The sequence below is a fragment of the Micromonospora solifontis genome (assembly GCF_003725545.1).
Taxonomy (GTDB): Bacteria; Actinomycetota; Actinomycetes; order Mycobacteriales; family Micromonosporaceae; genus Micromonospora; species Micromonospora solifontis.
The window spans coordinates 1-16958 of sequence record NZ_RJLN01000012.1 but is presented as its reverse complement, the minus strand read 5'-3'; the positions used below and the strand labels follow the sequence as shown (position 1 = coordinate 16958).

18 protein-coding genes and 1 pseudogene are annotated in these 16958 nt (G+C 75.5%); 11 read left to right on the top strand and 8 right to left on the bottom strand.

All coding sequences use genetic code 11. The annotated features are described in order from the left end of the window. Positions 1-44 precede the first annotated feature (44 nt). Positions 45-482 (top strand): hypothetical protein, encoded by a 438-nt coding sequence (locus EFE23_RS06365; protein ID WP_123239955.1) that lies wholly within the window; start codon positions 45-47, stop codon positions 480-482. On the opposite strand, the gene EFE23_RS06360 is transcribed toward EFE23_RS06365, so the two are convergent. Then, a complete protein-coding gene (locus tag EFE23_RS06360; protein WP_123239954.1) occupies positions 479-691 on the bottom strand; it encodes a hypothetical protein in 213 nt (70 codons plus the stop codon). The genes EFE23_RS06365 and EFE23_RS06360 overlap by 4 nt on opposite strands. Positions 692-868: 177 nt before the next feature. Between EFE23_RS06360 and EFE23_RS06355 the strand changes: the two genes are divergently transcribed. Continuing rightward, positions 869-2131 carry an MFS transporter gene (locus EFE23_RS06355; protein ID WP_123239953.1) on the top strand — a complete coding sequence of 421 codons (1263 nt, stop codon included), beginning with the start codon at positions 869-871 and terminating at the stop codon, positions 2129-2131. A gap of 15 nt (positions 2132-2146) precedes the next feature. Here EFE23_RS06355 and EFE23_RS06350 read toward each other — a convergent pair whose 3' ends face one another. The 4 genes from EFE23_RS06350 to EFE23_RS06335 all read right to left on the bottom strand — a co-directional run bounded on the left by EFE23_RS06350 (position 2147) and on the right by EFE23_RS06335 (position 4530). After that, positions 2147-2410 carry a hypothetical protein gene (locus EFE23_RS06350; RefSeq protein WP_123240019.1) on the bottom strand — a complete coding sequence of 88 codons (264 nt, stop codon included), beginning with the start codon at positions 2408-2410 and terminating at the stop codon, positions 2147-2149. 159 nt (positions 2411-2569) lie between these two features. Beyond that, positions 2570-3031, bottom strand: coding sequence for an SRPBCC family protein (locus tag EFE23_RS06345; RefSeq protein ID WP_123239952.1), 462 nt, complete (start codon positions 3029-3031; stop codon positions 2570-2572). Positions 3032-3086: 55 nt separating this feature from the next. Then, positions 3087-3503, bottom strand: a complete 417-nt coding sequence (locus EFE23_RS06340) for a DUF2795 domain-containing protein (protein ID WP_123240018.1) — start codon at positions 3501-3503, stop codon at positions 3087-3089. 49 nt (positions 3504-3552) lie between these two features. Continuing rightward, on the bottom strand, positions 3553-4530 hold the full coding sequence (locus tag EFE23_RS06335) for a YihY/virulence factor BrkB family protein (protein ID WP_123239951.1): 978 nt from the start codon (positions 4528-4530) through the stop codon (positions 3553-3555). 145 nt (positions 4531-4675) lie between these two features. On the opposite strand from EFE23_RS06335, the gene EFE23_RS06330 reads away from it, so the two are divergent. Then, entirely contained in the window at positions 4676-5080 is a 405-nt protein-coding gene (locus tag EFE23_RS06330; RefSeq protein WP_123239950.1) for a ChaB family protein, read from the top strand. Between the two features lie 69 nt (positions 5081-5149). On the opposite strand, the gene EFE23_RS06325 is transcribed toward EFE23_RS06330, so the two are convergent. Continuing rightward, on the bottom strand, positions 5150-6583 hold the full coding sequence (locus EFE23_RS06325; RefSeq protein ID WP_123239949.1) for an aldehyde dehydrogenase family protein: 1434 nt from the start codon (positions 6581-6583) through the stop codon (positions 5150-5152). Between the two features lie 72 nt (positions 6584-6655). Between EFE23_RS06325 and EFE23_RS06320 the strand changes: the two genes are divergently transcribed. Then, a complete protein-coding gene (locus tag EFE23_RS06320) occupies positions 6656-8260 on the top strand; it encodes a phytoene desaturase family protein (protein ID WP_123239948.1) in 1605 nt (534 codons plus the stop codon). A gap of 341 nt (positions 8261-8601) precedes the next feature. Here EFE23_RS06320 and EFE23_RS06315 read toward each other — a convergent pair whose 3' ends face one another. After that, positions 8602-9369, bottom strand: coding sequence for a polyprenol monophosphomannose synthase (locus EFE23_RS06315; RefSeq protein WP_123239947.1), 768 nt, complete (start codon positions 9367-9369; stop codon positions 8602-8604). Positions 9370-9465: 96 nt separating this feature from the next. Next, complete coding sequence (locus EFE23_RS06310) at positions 9466-9912, bottom strand: SRPBCC family protein (RefSeq protein ID WP_123239946.1); 447 nt, start codon at positions 9910-9912, stop codon at positions 9466-9468. A gap of 146 nt (positions 9913-10058) precedes the next feature. On the opposite strand from EFE23_RS06310, the gene EFE23_RS06305 reads away from it, so the two are divergent. From EFE23_RS06305 to EFE23_RS06275, 7 genes and pseudogenes are all read left to right on the top strand, one after another. After that, on the top strand, positions 10059-11744 hold the full coding sequence (locus tag EFE23_RS06305; protein WP_123239945.1) for an HAD-IIIA family hydrolase: 1686 nt from the start codon (positions 10059-10061) through the stop codon (positions 11742-11744). Next, positions 11741-12715: a glycosyltransferase gene (locus tag EFE23_RS06300; RefSeq protein WP_123239944.1), complete on the top strand. Its 975-nt coding sequence runs from the start codon at positions 11741-11743 to the stop codon at positions 12713-12715. Before EFE23_RS06305 ends, EFE23_RS06300 begins: the two co-directional genes overlap by 4 nt. After that, on the top strand, positions 12700-13917 hold the full coding sequence (locus EFE23_RS06295; protein WP_123239943.1) for a glycosyltransferase: 1218 nt from the start codon (positions 12700-12702) through the stop codon (positions 13915-13917). Before EFE23_RS06300 ends, EFE23_RS06295 begins: the two co-directional genes overlap by 16 nt. Next, positions 13917-14597 carry a D-sedoheptulose-7-phosphate isomerase gene (locus tag EFE23_RS06290; RefSeq protein ID WP_123239942.1) on the top strand — a complete coding sequence of 227 codons (681 nt, stop codon included), beginning with the start codon at positions 13917-13919 and terminating at the stop codon, positions 14595-14597. Before EFE23_RS06295 ends, EFE23_RS06290 begins: the two co-directional genes overlap by 1 nt. 11 nt (positions 14598-14608) lie before the next feature. Next, positions 14609-16105, top strand: coding sequence for a PfkB family carbohydrate kinase (locus EFE23_RS06285; protein WP_123239941.1), 1497 nt, complete (start codon positions 14609-14611; stop codon positions 16103-16105). Next, positions 16102-16806 carry an SDR family oxidoreductase gene (locus tag EFE23_RS06280; protein WP_123239940.1) on the top strand — a complete coding sequence of 235 codons (705 nt, stop codon included), beginning with the start codon at positions 16102-16104 and terminating at the stop codon, positions 16804-16806. Before EFE23_RS06285 ends, EFE23_RS06280 begins: the two co-directional genes overlap by 4 nt. Then, positions 16803-16958 (top strand): annotated as a pseudogene (locus EFE23_RS06275) (glycosyltransferase family 9 protein); the annotation flags it as partial. The gene EFE23_RS06280 and the pseudogene EFE23_RS06275, both read left to right, overlap by 4 nt.

The window sequence follows — 16958 nt, the reverse complement described above, 5'->3', positions numbered from 1 at the left end:
TTCGACGCGAGCGGGCCCAGGCGGGTACGGAAGGGGGCGGGCAGGTGGACGGACCGGACGAGGCGCACCGCCGGCCGGCCGGCGTGAGTGACGCCACGGTCGAGGCGCTCGGCAAGCTCGGCGAGGCCCTGGAGACGGTGGAACGGGCCCGGGGCCACCTCTACTCGCTGCACCAGTTGATCGGGCACGCGGACCTTATGCTGGACGACGCGGTGGCGCTGTTCCGTGCCGCGGGCCACCACGACCTCGCCGACGGGGTCGGTCGCGAGCTGCTCGGCCGCAACGTCATCGCGGGACGCTGGACGTTCCAGATCGTCGAGGACTTCGACGACGGCTACTACACGCTCTTCCGCGAGCTGGACCGGCAAGCCCGCGACCAACTGGTCGGCGGCCGCCGGCACCTCTACGAGGCGGAGATGAAGGAACGGCGGCGCAGCCCGGGGCATCCCGGGCACGAGGCGCGCCCCGGCGCGGGCGGCTAGTCGGAGGAGCGAACGTCCGCCGGCTGGCGCCGCATCGTGTCGTCGGCGATGATGACCGTCGCGATCATCAGCGCCACCACCAGGCTGAACAGCCAGGAGCTGTCGGAGACGAGCTTGGCGGCGACGGGCGCCTGGACGGCGGCGAGCAGGAAGCCGAGCCAAGCCAGGCGGCGCTGACGAGGGGTGAGGAAGCCGGTGCCCTGTTGCATCCCGAAAGTCTTACGCGGGACCGGCCCATCGCCGTCCTCCGTTCGGCCGATTCTGGATGGGCTGTCCGTTATCCCGACCGTTCGTACCGCATTTCTTGTCGTTCCGGGCGGGCCGCCGCGAGCGCGGGCCGGCCGGCGGCATTCGCGCCGTGTGCCGGTGGGGCAGGATGTCGCACTGTGCCCCGCACCCCCACCCCCCGACCGTCCCTGCTCCTCCTCGCCTACCTGGCCTTCGTCAGCCTCGGCCTGCCCGATGGCCTGATCGGGGTCGGCTGGCCCTCGATCCGGGTCGACCTGGGCGTCCCCACCGAGGCTGTCGGCGTGGTGCTCACCGCCGGCACCATCGCCTACCTGACCTCCAGCGTGCTGGCCGGGTTCACCCTCGCCCGGCTCGGCGTGGGCTGGCTGCTGGCCGGCAGCACGCTGCTGGCCAGTCTCGCCCTCACCGGGTACGCGCTGACCCCCGCCCTCGCGCTCATGGTGGGCTTCGCCCTGCTGCTCGGGCTCGGCTCCGGCGCGATCGACGCCGGCCTCAACGCGTACGCCGCCGGCGCGTTCGGGCCCCGGCACATGAACTGGATGCACGCGTTCTTCGGCCTCGGGGTGGCGATCGGCCCGCTGATCATGACCGGGGTGCTGGGCGCCGGTCTGAGCTGGCGCTGGGGGTACGGGCTGGTCGCCACCGCCCAGCTCGCCCTGGCCGCCGCGTTCGCGCTCACCGTACGGGCCTGGCGGGACCGCGCGCCGGTCCCGGTGCCCGCCGACCCGGTCGCGCCCGCCATGGTGCCGGGGAATCCGGCCGAGCCGGTGGCCGCGCCCGCGGGGGAGGGGGGCCGCCCGGTGCCACCCCGGATCGGCGAGACGCTGCGGCTACCGGCCGTCTGGCTGGGCGGGGCCGCGTTCGCGATCTACGTGGCGGTCGAGGTGACCACCGGCCTCTGGGCGTTCCTGCTGCTCACCGAGGGGCGAGGGCTCGACCGGCCGGTCGCCGGGCTGTGCGTCTCCGGCTACTGGGGCAGCCTGTTCGTGGGGCGGGTGGTGCAGGGGCTGGTCGCGGAACGGCTGGGCACCCCCCGGGTGCTGCGGGGCAGCCTGCTCGGGCTGGTCGCGGGGGCGGCGCTGATCGCCCTGCCCGCCCCGGCCTGGGTGACGGTGGCGGGCCTGCTGGTGCTCGGCTTCGCCGCGGCGCCGGTGTTCCCGTTGCTCACCCTCACCACGGCCGAACGGGTCGGCGCGGCCCACGCGGACCGGGCCATCGGCCTCCAGATGGGCGGGGCCGGGGTGGGGGCCGCGCTGGTGCCGGCCGCCGTCGGGGTACTGCTCGCGCGCACCACGGTGGTGGTGCTCGGGGCGACCCTGCTGGTGCTCACCGTGGCGCTGGTCGCCCTGCACTCCGCCAGTTCCCGGCTGACGCAGGGCCGGACCCACGCGTCCGGGTGACGCCCGGGCGACGGCTCACATGCTGTCCGGGCCGGTCCGTCCGGTCGTCGACGGCCGGTACGCCCGGTCCGCGTCGGTCATCTCCCGGCGTTCGGCCTCCGCGCCGGCGCCCCGGTCCACCGCCTCGGGTCCGTGGCCGAACGCGGACTCCTCGCCGGCGTCGTTGCCGGTGGCGTCGTCGGCCTGCCCGTCGAGGGTCGACCGGGCGATCGCCCGGTCCAGCTCGTGCAGGGGAGTGCGTTCCTCGTCGCGCCACACGTGGCGGTCGTTGTCGGTCATTCCCCAGCGGTACCCGGGGCGGATGACCGCAAACGGCCGGCCTTCGTATCGGTCCGGAGCGCCGCCCAGCGGCGCGAGGGCCGAATCATGGCCGCCGCCGGGCACGGCGATGGCCGCCGGCGCTCCGGCGGCCATCGCGAACTCTGTCGGGGGATCGGATCAGGGGGTCGGCCGGTCGACCGAGCCACGCCAGGCCCCGGTCTCCTGGCCGCGTCGCTCGATGAACTGCTTGAACCGCTCCAGGTCGCCCTTGGCCCGCCGGTCCACCACGCCGAGCTTGTCGCCGGCCTGCTCGACCACGCCGTGCGGTTCGAACTCCATCTGCAGGGTGACCCGGGTGTGCCCCTCGTCGAGGCGGTGGAAGGTCACCACGCCGGCCTGCTGGGTGCCCCCGGTGGAGCGCCAGGCCACCCGCTCGTCCGGCAACTGCTCGGTGATCTCGGCGTCGAACTCCCGCTTCACGCCGGCGATCTCCACGGTCCAGTGGGTCATCGTCTCGGAGAGCTGGCGGACCTCCTGGACGCCCTCCATGAAGTGCGGGAACTCCTCGAACTGGGTCCACTGGTCGTAGGCGGTGCGGATCGGGACGGACACGTCCACATGCTCCATGACGCCGCTCATGTCGGGGATCCTCCTGTTCCGCCGGTGTCGTCTCGCGGACCGTGGGCCGGTCCGCTCACCAGCGCGTCGTCTCGTTCTTGTGCCCGAGTGCGGCCCACACCTCGGAAATCGTCTGGTAACGGGAGCCGTCGGGCAGGCCCTCCAGGGCGGCGACGATGTCGGCTGGCGCCTGGTTCTCCCGCGCGTTGGCGAGCAGCGTCTCGCGGTCCCCGGGCAGGGCGGTCATCGTGATGAACCGGCCGAGGCGGCTGCGCCCCTCGACGTCGTCCATGCTCATGCCCTGCGGGTTGCCACCGCGACTCGCGCCGGCCGTCAGCGTCTTCGGCTCCGGCTGGTCCTCGCCCGCCGGCTCCGGCTGGCGGGACTCCTCGACGCGCGAACCGCCGGCCCCCGGCCCCTGGATCAGGCCGCTGACATCCTGGCGCATGTTGTCGTCGACCCTCGGCGAGTGCTTGCTGTTGCCACGTTCCATGCCGACAGACATGCCCGGGAGGGCCGCCGGTAAACCGAGGGGCAACCGGTCACGAATCGGCCGAGGCGCGCGGCGGCAGGACCGGCTCCGCCGGGTCGCCGACGCCGGCCTGCAGCACCCGGCCCCGCTGGAGTTCGGCGTTGAGCTGCACGCCCAGCATCAGCGCGCAGTTGGACAGGTAGAGCCACACCAGGAACGCGATCACCGCGCCGAGGCTGCCGTACGTGACGTCGTACGAGCCGAAGTTGGCGACGTAGAGGCCGAAGCCGAAGGAGGCGAGGACCCAGGCCACCAGGGCCAGCGCGCCGCCCGGGGTGAGCCAGCGGAACCGGGGCTGCCGGACGTTCGGGGCGATCCAGAACAGCAGCGACAGCAGCGTCATCGCCACCACCGCCAGCACCGGCCACTTCGCCACCGTCCACACCTGGCGGGCCAACCCGCCGGCGTGCAGCCGGTCGCCCACCGCGTCGGTGACCGGGCCGCTGACGATCAGGCCGGTGGCCACCACCGCGAGCAGCAGCAGCGACACCGCGGCCAGCCCGATCTGCAGCGGGCGCAGCCGGTAGAAGGGCCGGCCCTCGGCGACGCCGTAGATGGCGTTGGAGGCCCGGGTGAACGCGCCGATGAACCCGGACGCCGACCAGAGCGCGCCGAGCAGACCGAAGCTGAGCAGCACCTTCACCGGTCCCCGCTGGGTCACCACGCCGCGTACCACGCCGACGAAGGCGTCGTTGCCGACCACCGAGCCGGCCCCGATCTCGCGGGCCAGGCCGATCACCGTGTCCACGGTCCGCTCGCCGTCGGAGACCAGCCCGACCAGGGCGACCACCACGATGGTGGCGGGAAAGAGCGCGAGCACCCCGTAGTAGGTGAGCGCGGCGGCCCAGTCCGCGCAGTTGTCCTTGACGAAGTTCCGCCCGCTGCGGACCAGCGCCCCGCGCCAGGTCGCCCAGCTCAGCTGGCGCATCCGCCGGGGAAGGCGGGCCCGTTGCCGGCCGGTGGCCACCGGCTCCGTCGTCGCCGCCATGATCCGCTCCCTCCGCCGCCCGGGCGCACCTCCCGCGCGTGGCCCGGCGGTACCCCGTGGCGAAAATCGACAAACCGGGTGCCGGTTTGCCGTCCGGGCGCGGGGGAACGGTCATAGGAACACCAGCGAGACGGAGGAGGACGAGATGCCCGGGCGCGAGGTACTGCCCAGCACGCTGCGGCGCTCCCCGGCGAAGGCGCAGCGGACCTGGGAGAAGACGCACGACTCGGCGGTCGAGACGTACGGCGAGGGCGAGCGGGCGCACCGTACCGCGTTCGCCGCGGTCAAGCACGAGTTCGAGAAGGTCGGTGACCACTGGGAGCCGAAGGGCCGCAAGGGCCCGAGCGACCGGCAGGCGGCTGGCGGCGGCCCCGAACGGCGAGCCCCCACGGCCACCGGGGTGGACGCCAACGCGCCGAAGGAACACCTGATGGAGGTCGCCAAGAAGTTGGACGTGCCGGGCCGGTCCCGAATGACCAAGCCGGAACTGGTCAAGGCGATCCAGAAGGCGAACAACAAGGCCACCCGCGAGGCGCGGGGCGGCCGGTGACGGCCGACGACAGCGACGACCGCGATGGGAGCCCGGGACCGCGCAGGTCCCGGGCTCCCGTCGTACGCGTCACCAGTGGCCGCCGCCGGGCGCCTCGATGTGCACCGCCTTCACCGTGCTGAACTCGTCCAGCAGTTCCGGGCCGTACCCGAAGCCCTGGCCGCTGCCGCGGCGTGGCTGCGCGGCGCCGCCCGGCGCGCCCCCGAACACGGCGTTGATCTTCACGGTGCCCACCGGCAGCTCCCGCCAGGCGCGCTGGGCGTGGCTCATCGACCCGGTCAGCACGGTGGCCGCCAGCCCGTACGGCGAGTCGGCGGCGCAGCGCAACGCCTCGCTGAACGAATCGACCACGACGACCGGGGCGACCGGCCCGAACGTCTCCTCCCGGACCAGGGTCATGTCGTGCCGGCAGTCACTGACCACGGTGGCCGGGTAGAAGGCCCCCGGCCCGTCCGGGACCGTCCCGCCGGCGCGCAGCCGCGCCCCCTCGGCCACCGCCGCGGTGACCTGCCCGTGCACGTGGTCCCGATGCCGCCGGTCGACCAGCGGCCCGAGCTGGGTCTTCGGGTCCCGGCCGGGTCCCGTGGTGAGCGCCTCGGCGCGCTCGACCAGCGTGTCGACGAAATCCTCGGCGATGTCCCGGTGCACGTAGATCCGCTCCACCGCGACGCAGATCTGCCCGGCGTTGGCGAAGCAGCCGAGCGCGGCCTGCTCCGCGGCCCAGACCGGGTCGACGCTCGCGTCGACGACCAACGGGTCACTGCCGCCGTTCTCCAGCAGGACCTTCGCGCCGGTGCGGGCGCCGGCCGCGGCGATCGCCCGGCCGGTGGCGGTCGAACCGACGTGGGCCACCACGTCCACGTCCTGGCCGGCCAGCGCCGCGCCCACCTCCGCCCCGCCGGTGAGCAGGGAGAGCACCCCGGCGGGCAGGGCCCGGTCCAGCGCCTTGGCCAACAGCCAGCCGGTGGCCGGGGTGCGCTCGCTCGGCTTGTAGAGCACCACGTTGCCGGTGACCAGGGCGGCGCCGAGCAGCCCGCAGGAGACCGCCACCGGATCGTTCCACGGGGTGATCGCGGCGACCACCCCGCGCGGCTCGGGGGCCATGAAGTCCATCGAGGACCGGCCGCCGTGCAGGGTCCGGCCGCCGCGCAGCGGGCCCAGCTCCGCGTACTGCCGCAGCGTGCCGATGCCGGCCGCGACGCCGCCGCGGGCGTCGTCGAGTGGTTTGCCCATCTCCGCCGTGGTGGCCTGGGCCAGTTCCTCCGCGGCCTCCGCCACCGCGTCCGCCGCCCGGTGCAGCGCCGCCGCCCGCTCCGCCGGGTCGGTCGCCGCCCACTCCGTCGCGACGCCCCGGGCGGCCTCGACCGCCTTGCCCACCTCGTCCGCCGTCGCCACCGGCACGGTGCTCACCGGGGAGCCGTCGGCCGGATCGTGTACGACCAGTTCGCCTCCCTCGCCACCCGCGCCCCACACTCCACCTATGAGCTGTGCAACCGTGTACATGCGTCGGGGAGTGCCCCGACCGGCCCGAGGCAAACGCGTTTCGCCCGGTAACGGGCCGGGTAGGCGGGTCGGATGATTTCGACCGGCACGTCGAGCGCGGACGCCGTCGTCATCGGGGCCGGCCACAACGGCCTCGTCGCCGCCAATCTGCTGGCCGACGCGGGCTGGGACGTCCTGGTGCTGGAGGCGACCCAGGCCCCCGGCGGGGCGGTCCGGTCGGCCGAGGTCACCGCCCCCGGCTACCTGAGCGACCTCTACAGCTCCTTCTACCCCCTCGGGTACGCCTCGCCGGTGCTGCGAGGGCTGGACCTCGACCGGTACGGGCTGCGCTGGACGCACGCCCCGGACGTGCTGGCCCACCTGCTCCCCGACGGCCGGGCCGCCGTGCTCAACCGGGACCTCGGCGCGACCGCCGCGTCGCTGGAGGCGTTCGCCCCCGGCGACGGGGACCGCTGGCGTCGGGCGTACGCCGACTGGCGCGAGGTGGCCGAGCCGATGCTGCAGACCATCACCACGCCCTTCCCGCCGGTCCGGGGCGGGTTGGGGCTGCTGCGCCGGCTCCGGGTGTCCGGCGCGCTGCGGCTGGCCCGCCGGCTCGTGGTGCCGGTCCGCAAGCTCGGCGCGGAACTCTTCCGGGGCGAGGGCGGGCCGGTGCTGCTCGCCGGTTGCGCGCTGCACACCGACCTGTCCCCGGAGGAGGCCGGCTCCGGGGTGTACGGCTGGCTGCTCGCCATGCTCGGCCAGCAGGTCGGCTGGCCGGTACCGGTCGGTGGCGCCCAGCAGATCACCGATGCCCTGGTGGCCCGGCTGGTCGAGCGGGGCGGCCGGATCGACTACGGCGCCCGGGTGGACCGCGTGCTCACCGCCCGGGGTCGGGCGATGGGCGTCCGCACCGTCGGCGGCGCCAGCTGGCACGCCCGCCGGGCGGTCGTCGCGGACGTCCCGGCCCCCGCGCTCTACCTGGATCTGGTCGGCGCGGCGGCGCTGCCGCCCCGGCTGGTCGAGGACCTGGCCCATTTCAAGTGGGACGGCTCCACGCTGAAGGTGGACTGGGCGCTGTCGGCGCCGGTGCCGTGGCGGAACCGGGCGGTGGCCGGCGCGGGCACCGTGCACCTGGGGGCGGACCTGAACGGGCTGACCACGTACTCGGCGGAGCTGGCCCGGGGCGAACTGCCGCGGGATCCGTTCCTGCTGGTGGGGCAGATGTCGGTGGCCGACCCGAGCCACTCCCCGCCGGGCACCGAGTCGCTCTGGTCCTACACCCACCTGCCGTTCCGGCGCCACTGGCGGGCGGAGGAGGTCGGCGCGCACGTGGCGCGGATGGAGGACGTGCTGGAGGAGGCCGCCCCGGGGTTCCGCTCGCTGATCGTCGGGCGGCACGTGGCCGGCCCGGCCGACCTCGAGGCCGGCGACCCGAGCCTGGTCGGCGGGGCGCTCGGCGGCGGCACCGCGGCCGCGTACCAGCAGATCTTCCTGCGGCCGATCCCCGGGCTCGGGCGGGCGGACACCCCGGTGGACCGGCTCTTCCTGGCCAGTTCGTCGGCGCATCCCGGCGGCGGGGTGCACGGCGCGCCCGGCGCGAACGCCGCGCGGGCCGCCCTGGCCCGGGACCGCGCCCTGACCGGCGACCTGTACGCGGGCGTCATCGAGGTGGCGCACCGGGCGGTCTACCGCTGAGCGCCGGCGGCGCCGAGCGACGGCCGGCGCGTCGATCGCCCGCCGGCGGAGCGGACCCCTGCCGGCCGGGGCACCACCTGGCGGGCGGCATCGACGTCGTGCCGACCCTGTCGGCGGACCCCAACAGAGACCTCGTGCGCGCCTTTGCTCTGCTTCAACCCGCGCAACAGTTACAGATGGCGATGATAGGTGATCGGTCGACGCGCCGTGCGTGGGCGGGAATCGCCAGGCCGGCGCGGTGTTGCGTCCGCTGAAGCAGAGCAAAGGCAGCAGGCGATGGCAACAGCCCGCCCGGCTCCGTCACTGTTGGTGAAGAACCGGGCGGGCCGTTCGAGCGGGAGTCAGCGCTCCAGCTTGCGGTGCTTGGCGCGCAGCCGGAACGGCATCAGCGCACTCTCGATCTTGGTGGCGGTGGTCATCTTCGACAGGCCCTCGCGCCGCTCCTCGAAGCGGATCGGCACCTCCAGGATGGTGTGGCCCAGCTTGGTGGCCAGGTAGTGCATCTCCACCTGGAAGCTGTAGCCGTTGGACTGCACCCGGTCCAGGCCGATGTCGCGCAGCGCGTCCGCGCGCCAGATCTTGAAGCCGGCGGTCAGGTCCCGGATCCGCACCTGGAGCAGGGTGTGCACGTAGAGGTTGGCCCAGCCGCTGAGCGCGCGCCGGTACAGCGGCCAGTTCTCGTCGAGCTCGCCGCCCGGCACGTACCGGGAGCCGATGACCACGCCGGCCTGGGTGGAGAGCAGCGCGCCGAGCATGCCGGGCAGCGCCTCCGGCGGGTGCGACAGGTCGGCGTCCATCTGCGCGACGAAGTCCGCGCCGTCCGCCAGCGCCCGACCGATCCCGTCCACGTACGCCCGGCCCAGGCCCTCCTTGCCGGGACGGTGCACCACCGTCACCTGCTCCGGGTGCTCGGCGGCCAGCTTGTCGGCGACCTCACCGGTCCCGTCCGGGGAGTTGTCGTCCGCCACGAGCACCTTCAGACCCGGCAGCGGCAGGGCGAGAAGCCGCTCGATCAGCGCCGGGAGGTTGCCCGCCTCGTTGTAGGTGGGAACGACGACGGTCAGACGTGCGTCGCGCCACGGGGAGGGCAACTGCACGGGTTCGATCATCACGGACTTCCTCGGTCGGCCGACAGGTTCACCTGAGAGGGTAGCCAGTCGGTCCGGTGCGCTCCGCACAGACGCCCGTCCGGAGCGTCGTGGCGCTCAGCGGTCCGCCTTCTGCCGGGTGGCGATGTCGGAGAGCCGGTTCAACGTCTCCTTGTTGCGCAGGTGCAGCACCAGGTCGTTGAGTTTCGTCCGGATCCAGCGCAGCGGCCCCGCCGCGAAGTCCTCGTCGATGGTGACCCGGGTCCGGCCGTCCGGCAGCGGCTCCAGCGCGAAGGACACGGTCGCCTCGCCCGCCGGCCAGAGCCCGGCCCGGAGCACCAGCCGGTGCGGCGCCTCGCAGGCCAGCACGGTCGAGGCGTCCTGCAACGACAACGGCCAGGGCCCGGCCCGGTGGTGCAGCCGGCTGCCCACCCGGGGCCAGGTGTCGTCCACGTCGCGCACGTGCGCCGTGCCCACCACCCAGTCGCTGTACGTCCACCCGTCGGCGAGCACGTCGAAGACCTGCTGCGGGGGCGCGTCGATCACTTTCTCCACAATCGCCACCGGTGTCCCGTACCCCCGGTGGGTCCCCGGTTAACGGGCCACCCGGGTTAGCTTCTCGGCGGCGGCGGGTATCGCCGGACCGGGCGGCGGAGGCGGCTCCGCCGAAGTTGATGTTTACTCCTCGGGGGGTCGGGAACCCGCCGCCCGTGCGACGGGACCACGAGCGGGATCAGTGCAGGTCAGCCCGGGTTGACCCGGGTGCTGGCCGGCTCCCGTCCGGCCTGTACGACGCGGTCCTGCTGGACCGGGACGGCACGCTGATCGAGGACGTGCCCTACAACGGCGACCCGGAGAAGGTCCGCCCGATGCCCGGCGCGCGGGAGGCCGTGGACCGGCTGCGCGCGGCGGGCCTGCGCCTGGCGGTGGTGAGCAACCAGTCCGGCCTGGCCCGGGGCTGCTTCTCCGGCGAGGACCTGCGTCGGGTCAACGCCCGGGTGGAGGAGCTGCTCGGGCCGTTCCACACCTGGCAGATCTGCCCGCACGGGGAGCCGGACGGCTGCGGCTGCCGCAAACCCGCCCCGGGCCTGGTGCACGCCGCCGCCCGGGCGCTCGGCACCACCCCGGCCCGCTGCGTGATGGTCGGGGACATCGGCGCGGACATGACCGCCGCCGCCGCGGCCGGTGCCGCCGGGATCCTGGTACCCACCCCGGCCACCCGATCGGCGGAGGTGGCCGCCGCGCCGACCGTGGCGGTGGACCTGCCCGACGCGGTCGCCGAGATCCTCCGCCGGATGCGGCTGGTGGCCGCGCCCGACCCGCCGTCCCGCCGGGGCACCGTCCTGGTGGTGCGCAGCGACGCGGCCGGGGACGTGCTGGTCACCGGCCCGGGCATCCGGGCCGTGGCAGCCGGCGCGGAGCGGGTGGTGCTGCTCTGCGGGCCACGCGGCCGGGCCGCAGCGGAGCTGCTGCCCGGCGTCGACGAGATCATCGAATGGCCGCTGCCCTGGATCGACGCCCCGGCGCCGCCGGTCGACCCGGCCGGGCTGCGCGGCCTCACCGACCGGCTGGCCGCCGTCGGCGCGGACGAAGCCGTGATCTTCACCTCGTTCCACCAGTCCGCACTGCCCCTGGCCCTGCTGCTCCGGCTGGCCGGGGTGCCCCGGATCAGCGCGATCAGCGACGACTACCCCGGCTCCCTGCTGGACGTGCGGCACCGCGTACCCGTCGGGGTGCCCGAACCGGAACGGGCACTCTCCCTCGCCGCGGCGGCCGGCTTCGCGCTGCCCGCCGACGACGAGCCGGAACTGCGGTTGCGGATGGACCGGCTGCCGCCGGCCCCGGCCGCGCTCGGCACCCCGGGGTACGTCGTGCTGCACCCCGGCTCCTCGGCGGAGACCCGGGCCTGCCCGTCCGAGCTGGCCACCCGGATCGTCCGGGTGCTCGCGGCCGCCGGCTACCGGGTGGTGGTCACCGGCGGCCCCGACGAGCGGGAGCTGACCGCCCGGGTCGCCGCCGCCGGGGGCGCCGACCTGGGTGGCCGCACCGGACTCGCCGAGCTGGCCGCGGTCGTCGCCCGGGCCGGCGCGCTGGTCGTCGGCAACACCGGCCCGGCGCACCTGGCGGCCGCGCTCGGCGTACCGGTGGTCAGCCTCTTCGCCCCGACCGTCCCGTTCGGACAGTGGGGGCCCTACCGGGTGCCGACCGTGCGGCTCGGCGACGCCGGGGCCGCCTGCCGGGACACCCGGGCCACCCGCTGCCCGGTACCCGGCCACCCCTGCCTCACCGACGTGGAACCGGGCCGGGTGCTGGAGGCGCTGCGGCTGCTCGGCGTACCCGCCGGGCCACCGGAGCCGGTCGGGACGGTGCCGGCCACCGGTGGGGTGACGCGATGAACGTCCTGGTCTGGCACGTGCACGGGTCGTGGACGACATCGTTCGTGCACGGCAAGCACCGCTACCTGGTGCCGGTCACCCCGGACCGGGGCCCGTACGGGCTGGGCCGGGCGCGCACGTACCCGTGGCCGGACACGGCCGTCGAGGTGACCCCGCAGGAGCTGCGCCGGGCGGAGGTCGACCTGGTGATCCTGCAACGTCCCGAGGAGTTCGACCTGGCCTGCGACTGGCTGGGCCGGCGGGTGGGCCGCGACGTGCCGGCGATCTATGTGGAGCACAACACGCCGAAGGGCGACGTGCCGAACACCCGGCACCCGATGGCCGACCGGGACGACCTGCTGCTCACCCACGTCACCCACTTCAACGAGCTGTTCTGGGACAACGGCGGCACCCGCACGGCGGTGGTCGAGCACGGGGTGGTCGCCCCGGCCGTCGAGTGGACCGGCGAGCTGGACCGGCTCGCGGTGGTCATCAACGAGCCGGTCCGCCGCTGGCGGGTCACCGGCACCGACCTGCTGGCCCGGTTCGCCGAGATCGCCCCGCTGGACGTCTACGGCATGAAGGTGGCCGGGCTCGCCGACCACCTCGGCCTGCCCCTGGAGCGGCTGACCAGCCACGACGACGTGCCGCAGCACGCCATGCACGCCGAGTTGGCCCGGCGGCGGGCGTACCTGCACCTGTGCCGGTGGACCTCCCTCGGGCTGAGCCTGATCGAGGCGATGACCATGGGCATGCCCGTGGTGGCGCTGGCCACCACCGAGGCCGTGGAGGCGGTGCCCCCGTCCGCCGGCGCCCTCTCCACCCGGGTCGACGTGCTGCTGGCGGCGGCCCGGGGCTTCGTCGACGACCCGTCCGCCGCCCGCCGGGCGGGTGCCGAGGCCCGGGCCGCCGCACGGAACCGCTACGGCCTGGAGCGTTTTCTCGCCGATTGGGACCGGCTGCTGGAGGAGGAAGTATGCGCATCGCGATGATCTCGGAGCACGCCAGTCCGCTCGCCGTCCTCGGCGGGGAGGACGCCGGTGGCCAGAACACGCATGTCGCGGAGCTCTCCGCCGCGCTCTCCGCCGCCGGCCACGAGGTGCGGGTCTACACCCGGCTCGACGCCGTGGACCTGCCCGTGACGGTCCGCACCCCCGACGGGTACGACGTGGTGCACGTCCCCGCCGGGCCGGCCGAGCCGGTGGCCAAGGACGACCTGCTGCCGTACATGCCGGCGTTCGGGGAGTGGCTGGCCGAGCGGTGGCGCACCGGCGACTGGCAACCCGAGGTGGTGCACGCGCACTTCTGGATGAGCGGTCTCGCCGGCCTCGCCGCCGGCCGGCGCACCGGGGTGCCGGTGGTGCAGACGTACCACGCCCTCGGCACGGTGAAGCGACGCCACCAGGGCGCGCAGGACACCAGCCCGCCGGGCCGGCTGACCCACGAGCGGGAACTGGGCCGCTCGGTCGACCGGGTGGTGGCCCAGTGCCAGGACGAGGTCGCCGAGCTGGTCCGGATGGGCGTGCCCCGGTCCCGGATGACGGTCGTCCCGTCCGGGGTGAACCTGTCCACCTTCGCCCCGCTCGGCCCGGTCGCCGAGCGGGACGGGGACCGTCCGCGCATCCTCACCGTGGGCCGGCTGGTCGAGCGCAAGGGCTTCCAGGACGTCATCCGGGCCACCGCGCTGGTGCCCGACGCGGAGTGCGTGGTGGTCGGCGGCCCGCCGGCCGGGCTGCTGGAGACCGACCCGTACGCGCTGCGGCTGCGGGCCCTCGCCGAGTCGTGCGGCGTCGCCGACCGGGTGAGGCTGATCGGCGCGGTGCCCCGCGAGGAGATGGGCCGCTGGTACCGGTCGGCGGACGTGCTGGTCGCCGCCCCCTGGTACGAGCCCTTCGGCCTCACCCCGCTGGAGGCGATGGCGTGCGGGGTGCCGGTGATCGGCACCGCGGTCGGCGGCCTGATCGACACGGTGGTCGCGGGTCGCACCGGCGATCTGGTGCCGGCCCGCGACCCGGCGGCGCTCGGGGCGGCGATCCGCGGGCTGCTGGGCGACCGGATCCGCCGCTTCGCGTACGCCACCGCGGCACTGGAGCGGGCCCGCAACCGCTACTCCTGGACCACCACGGCGGAACGGCTGGCGGAGCTGTACGCCGAGGTGTCCACCGTGCGTCGGCCCACCCGGGTGGTCGCCTGATGGCGGCGCCGGGTCCCGCCGTCGGCGGCACGGTGCTCGAGGACCACCTCACCCACCTGGCCGCCGCGCTGCTGCCGTTCCGGCAGTCCGAGCAGCTACTGGCCCGCTGGGGCGGGGAGGTGGCGCAGCGGCTGGCCGGTGGCGGCCGGTTGCTGGTGGCCGGCAACGGCGGCAGCGCCGCCGAGGCCCAGCACCTCACCGCCGAACTGGTCGGCAAGCTCCGCGACGACCGCGAACCACTGTCCGCGATCGCCCTGCACGCCGAAACCTCCGCGCTGACCGCCATCGGCAACGACTACGGCTACGACGAGGTCTACGCCCGCGGCGTGCGCGCCCACGGCCGCCCCGACGACATCCTCCTGCTCATGTCCACCAGCGGCACCAGCACCAACCTGCTCACCGCCGCCCGCGCCGGCCGGGACACCGGCCTGCGCTGCTGGGCCTTCACCGGCCCCGCCCCCAACCCGCTGGCCGAACTCTGCGACGACGTGCTCGCCATCGACTCGCCGGAGAGCCAGGTGGTGCAGGAGCTGCACCTGGTCGCCACGCACGTGCTCTGCGAGTACGTCGACCGGGCGCTGCCGGCGGCGCTGGCCGCGCGGACCGGGGCCGCCCCGGTACGTGCCGGGGTCGAGGTGCTGCTCGGGGACGCCCCCGACCGGGAGGTGCAGGCCCGATGAGGAGGTCGAGCATGACGGGACCCGTGGTGGTGGTCGGTGACACCCTGCTGGACCGGGACGTCGAGGGGACGGTGAACCGGCTCTGCCCGGACTCCCCGGTGCCGGTGCTCGACGAGACCACGTACGTCGACCGGCCCGGCGGCGCCGGCCTGGCCGCGGTCTTCGCCGCGGCCGCCGCGGGCGTGGAGGTCGCGCTGGTCACCGCCCTCGCCGACGACGCCGGCGGGGCCCGGATCGGCGCGCTGCTCGCCGCCGCCGGGGTGCAGTTGTACGCGCTGCCGCTGGCCGGGGCCACGCCGGAGAAGGTCCGGCTGCGGGCCCGGGGCCGGGTGCTGCTGCGCCACGACCGGGGCGGTCGGGCCGGCGAGCCGGGCGAGCCGAGCGAGGCGGTGCTGCGCCTGCTCGCCGACGCCGCCGCGGTGCTGGTCAGCGACTACGGCCGGGGTGTCGCCGGGCAGCCGGCGCTGCGGGCCGCGCTCGCCGCCACCCGCGCCCCGGTGGTCTGGGACCCGCACCCGCGCGGCCCGGCGGCGGTGCCCGGGGTGCAGCTGGCCACCCCCAACGAGTCCGAGGCGCGGGAGCTGGCGAAGGCGCCGCCCGGGGCGTCCCGGCTGGTCACCGCCGCGCGGGGCGCCCAGGCGCTGCGGCAGCGCTGGCAGGCCGGCGCGGTGGCGGTGACCCTGGGCGGCGACGGTGCGCTGCTCTGCCACGCCGGCTCGACCCCGCTGGTGGTGCCCGCGCCGGCCGCCGAGGGGGACACCTGCGGGGCCGGGGACCGCTTCGCGGCCACCGCCACCCTCGCGCTGGCCCGGGGCGCGCTGGTCTCCGAGGCGGTGCAGGAGGCGGTCGCCGAGGCGTCCGCGTACGTGGCCGGCGGGGGAGTGGCCACCGCGCTGCCCGCGCCGGTGCGGGCCGCCTCGCCCGTGCTGGTGAGCGGGGGCGGGGACCGGATCGGCGCGGCCGCGGCCGGTGCGGTGGTGGCCGAGGTACGCGCGGCGGGCGGCACGGTGGTCGCCACCGGCGGCTGCTTCGACCTGCTGCACGCCGGGCACGTGGCGACCCTGCAGGCGGCCCGCCAGCTCGGCGACTGCCTGGTCGTCTGCCTCAACTCCGACGCCAGCGTCGCCGGGCTCAAGGGCCCGGAACGGCCGGTCGTGCCGCAGGGCGACCGCAGCCGGCTGCTCGCCGCGCTGAGCTGCGTCGACGCGGTGCTGATCTTCGACGAGCCGACCCCGCACGCGGCGCTGTCCTGGTTGCGTCCGGACATCTGGGTCAAGGGCGGCGACTACGCCACCGGCGGTGGCGAGGAGACCCTGCCCGAGGCGGAGATCCTGGCCCGCTGGGGCGGGAGCACGGTGGTCGTGCCGTACCTGGACGGGCGGTCCACCACCGACATGATCGCGGCGGCCCGGTCCGGTCGCGGCTCCGCCACCTGGCCGGTGGCGGTCCGGGCGGCCGGGGCGCACCGGGAACCGGTCCCCCGGCCGACGGCGGAGGGAACCCGATGACCACCAGTCCACCACCCGGGGCCGGCCCCACCGTCCTGGTCACCGGCGGGTCCAGCGGGCTCGGGGCCGCGGTGGTCACCGCGGTGGCCCGGGCCGGCGGCCGCCCCCTCGTGCTGGACCGGCACCGGCCGGCCGACGGGGTGCCCTGGGTCGAGTGCGACCTGGCCGACACCCGGGCCGCCGAGGCGGCCACCCGCGAGCTGGCGGAACGCTCCGGCGGCCTGGACGCCGTGGTGACCGCCGCCGGCATGGACGTGCCGGGAAAGCTGGCCGACGTACCGGCCGAGACCTGGGAGCGGATCGTGGCGGTGGACCTGCTCGCCACCGCGGCGGTGATCCGGGCCGCGCTGCCCTACCTGGAGGCGTCCCGGGGCAGCATCGTCACCGTCGCCTCCACGCTCGGGGTCAAGGCGGTCAGCGACGCCACCGCGTACTGCGCGGCGAAGTTCGGGGTGGTCGGCTTCACCCGCGCGCTCGCCGCCGAGCTGGCCGGCGCGGTCGGCGTCACCCTGCTCATCCCGGGCGGGATGCGGACCGCCTTCTTCGACGAGCGGGACGCCCAGTACCGCCCCGGGCCGGACGCGGCCCTCAACGAGCCCGCCGACACCGCCGCCGCGATCATGTTCGCCCTCTCCCAGCCGCCCGGCTGCGCGGTACGGGAGATGGTGGTCTGCGCCGAGCGGGAGTCCTCGTACCCGTGATCCTGGTGCTGCGGGCACTCGGGGTCGGCGACCTCGCGACGGCGGTGCCGGCGCTGCGCGGGCTGCGGGCCGCCTTCCCGGGCCGGGAGCTGGTGCTGGCCGCGCCGGCCTGGCTGGCGCCGCTGGCCGACCTGGTCGGCGCGGTCGACCGG

Coding starts and splice junctions, on each gene's coding strand:
- EFE23_RS06290 (WP_123239942.1), top strand. CDS start 13,917: ATGGCGGCGCCGGGTCCCGCCGTCGGCGGCACGGTGCTCGAGGACCAC.
- EFE23_RS06335 (WP_123239951.1), bottom strand. CDS start 4,530: ATGGCGGCGACGACGGAGCCGGTGGCCACCGGCCGGCAACGGGCCCGC.
- EFE23_RS06350 (WP_123240019.1), bottom strand. CDS start 2,410: ATGACCGACAACGACCGCCACGTGTGGCGCGACGAGGAACGCACTCCC.
- EFE23_RS06320 (WP_123239948.1), top strand. CDS start 6,656: ATGATTTCGACCGGCACGTCGAGCGCGGACGCCGTCGTCATCGGGGCC.
- EFE23_RS06295 (WP_123239943.1), top strand. CDS start 12,700: ATGCGCATCGCGATGATCTCGGAGCACGCCAGTCCGCTCGCCGTCCTC.
- EFE23_RS06330 (WP_123239950.1), top strand. CDS start 4,676: ATGCCCGGGCGCGAGGTACTGCCCAGCACGCTGCGGCGCTCCCCGGCG.
- EFE23_RS06300 (WP_123239944.1), top strand. CDS start 11,741: ATGAACGTCCTGGTCTGGCACGTGCACGGGTCGTGGACGACATCGTTC.
- EFE23_RS06345 (WP_123239952.1), bottom strand. CDS start 3,031: ATGAGCGGCGTCATGGAGCATGTGGACGTGTCCGTCCCGATCCGCACC.
- EFE23_RS06360 (WP_123239954.1), bottom strand. CDS start 691: ATGCAACAGGGCACCGGCTTCCTCACCCCTCGTCAGCGCCGCCTGGCT.
- EFE23_RS06280 (WP_123239940.1), top strand. CDS start 16,102: ATGACCACCAGTCCACCACCCGGGGCCGGCCCCACCGTCCTGGTCACC.
- EFE23_RS06340 (WP_123240018.1), bottom strand. CDS start 3,503: ATGGAACGTGGCAACAGCAAGCACTCGCCGAGGGTCGACGACAACATG.
- EFE23_RS06325 (WP_123239949.1), bottom strand. CDS start 6,583: ATGTACACGGTTGCACAGCTCATAGGTGGAGTGTGGGGCGCGGGTGGC.
- EFE23_RS06315 (WP_123239947.1), bottom strand. CDS start 9,369: ATGATCGAACCCGTGCAGTTGCCCTCCCCGTGGCGCGACGCACGTCTG.
- EFE23_RS06285 (WP_123239941.1), top strand. CDS start 14,609: ATGACGGGACCCGTGGTGGTGGTCGGTGACACCCTGCTGGACCGGGAC.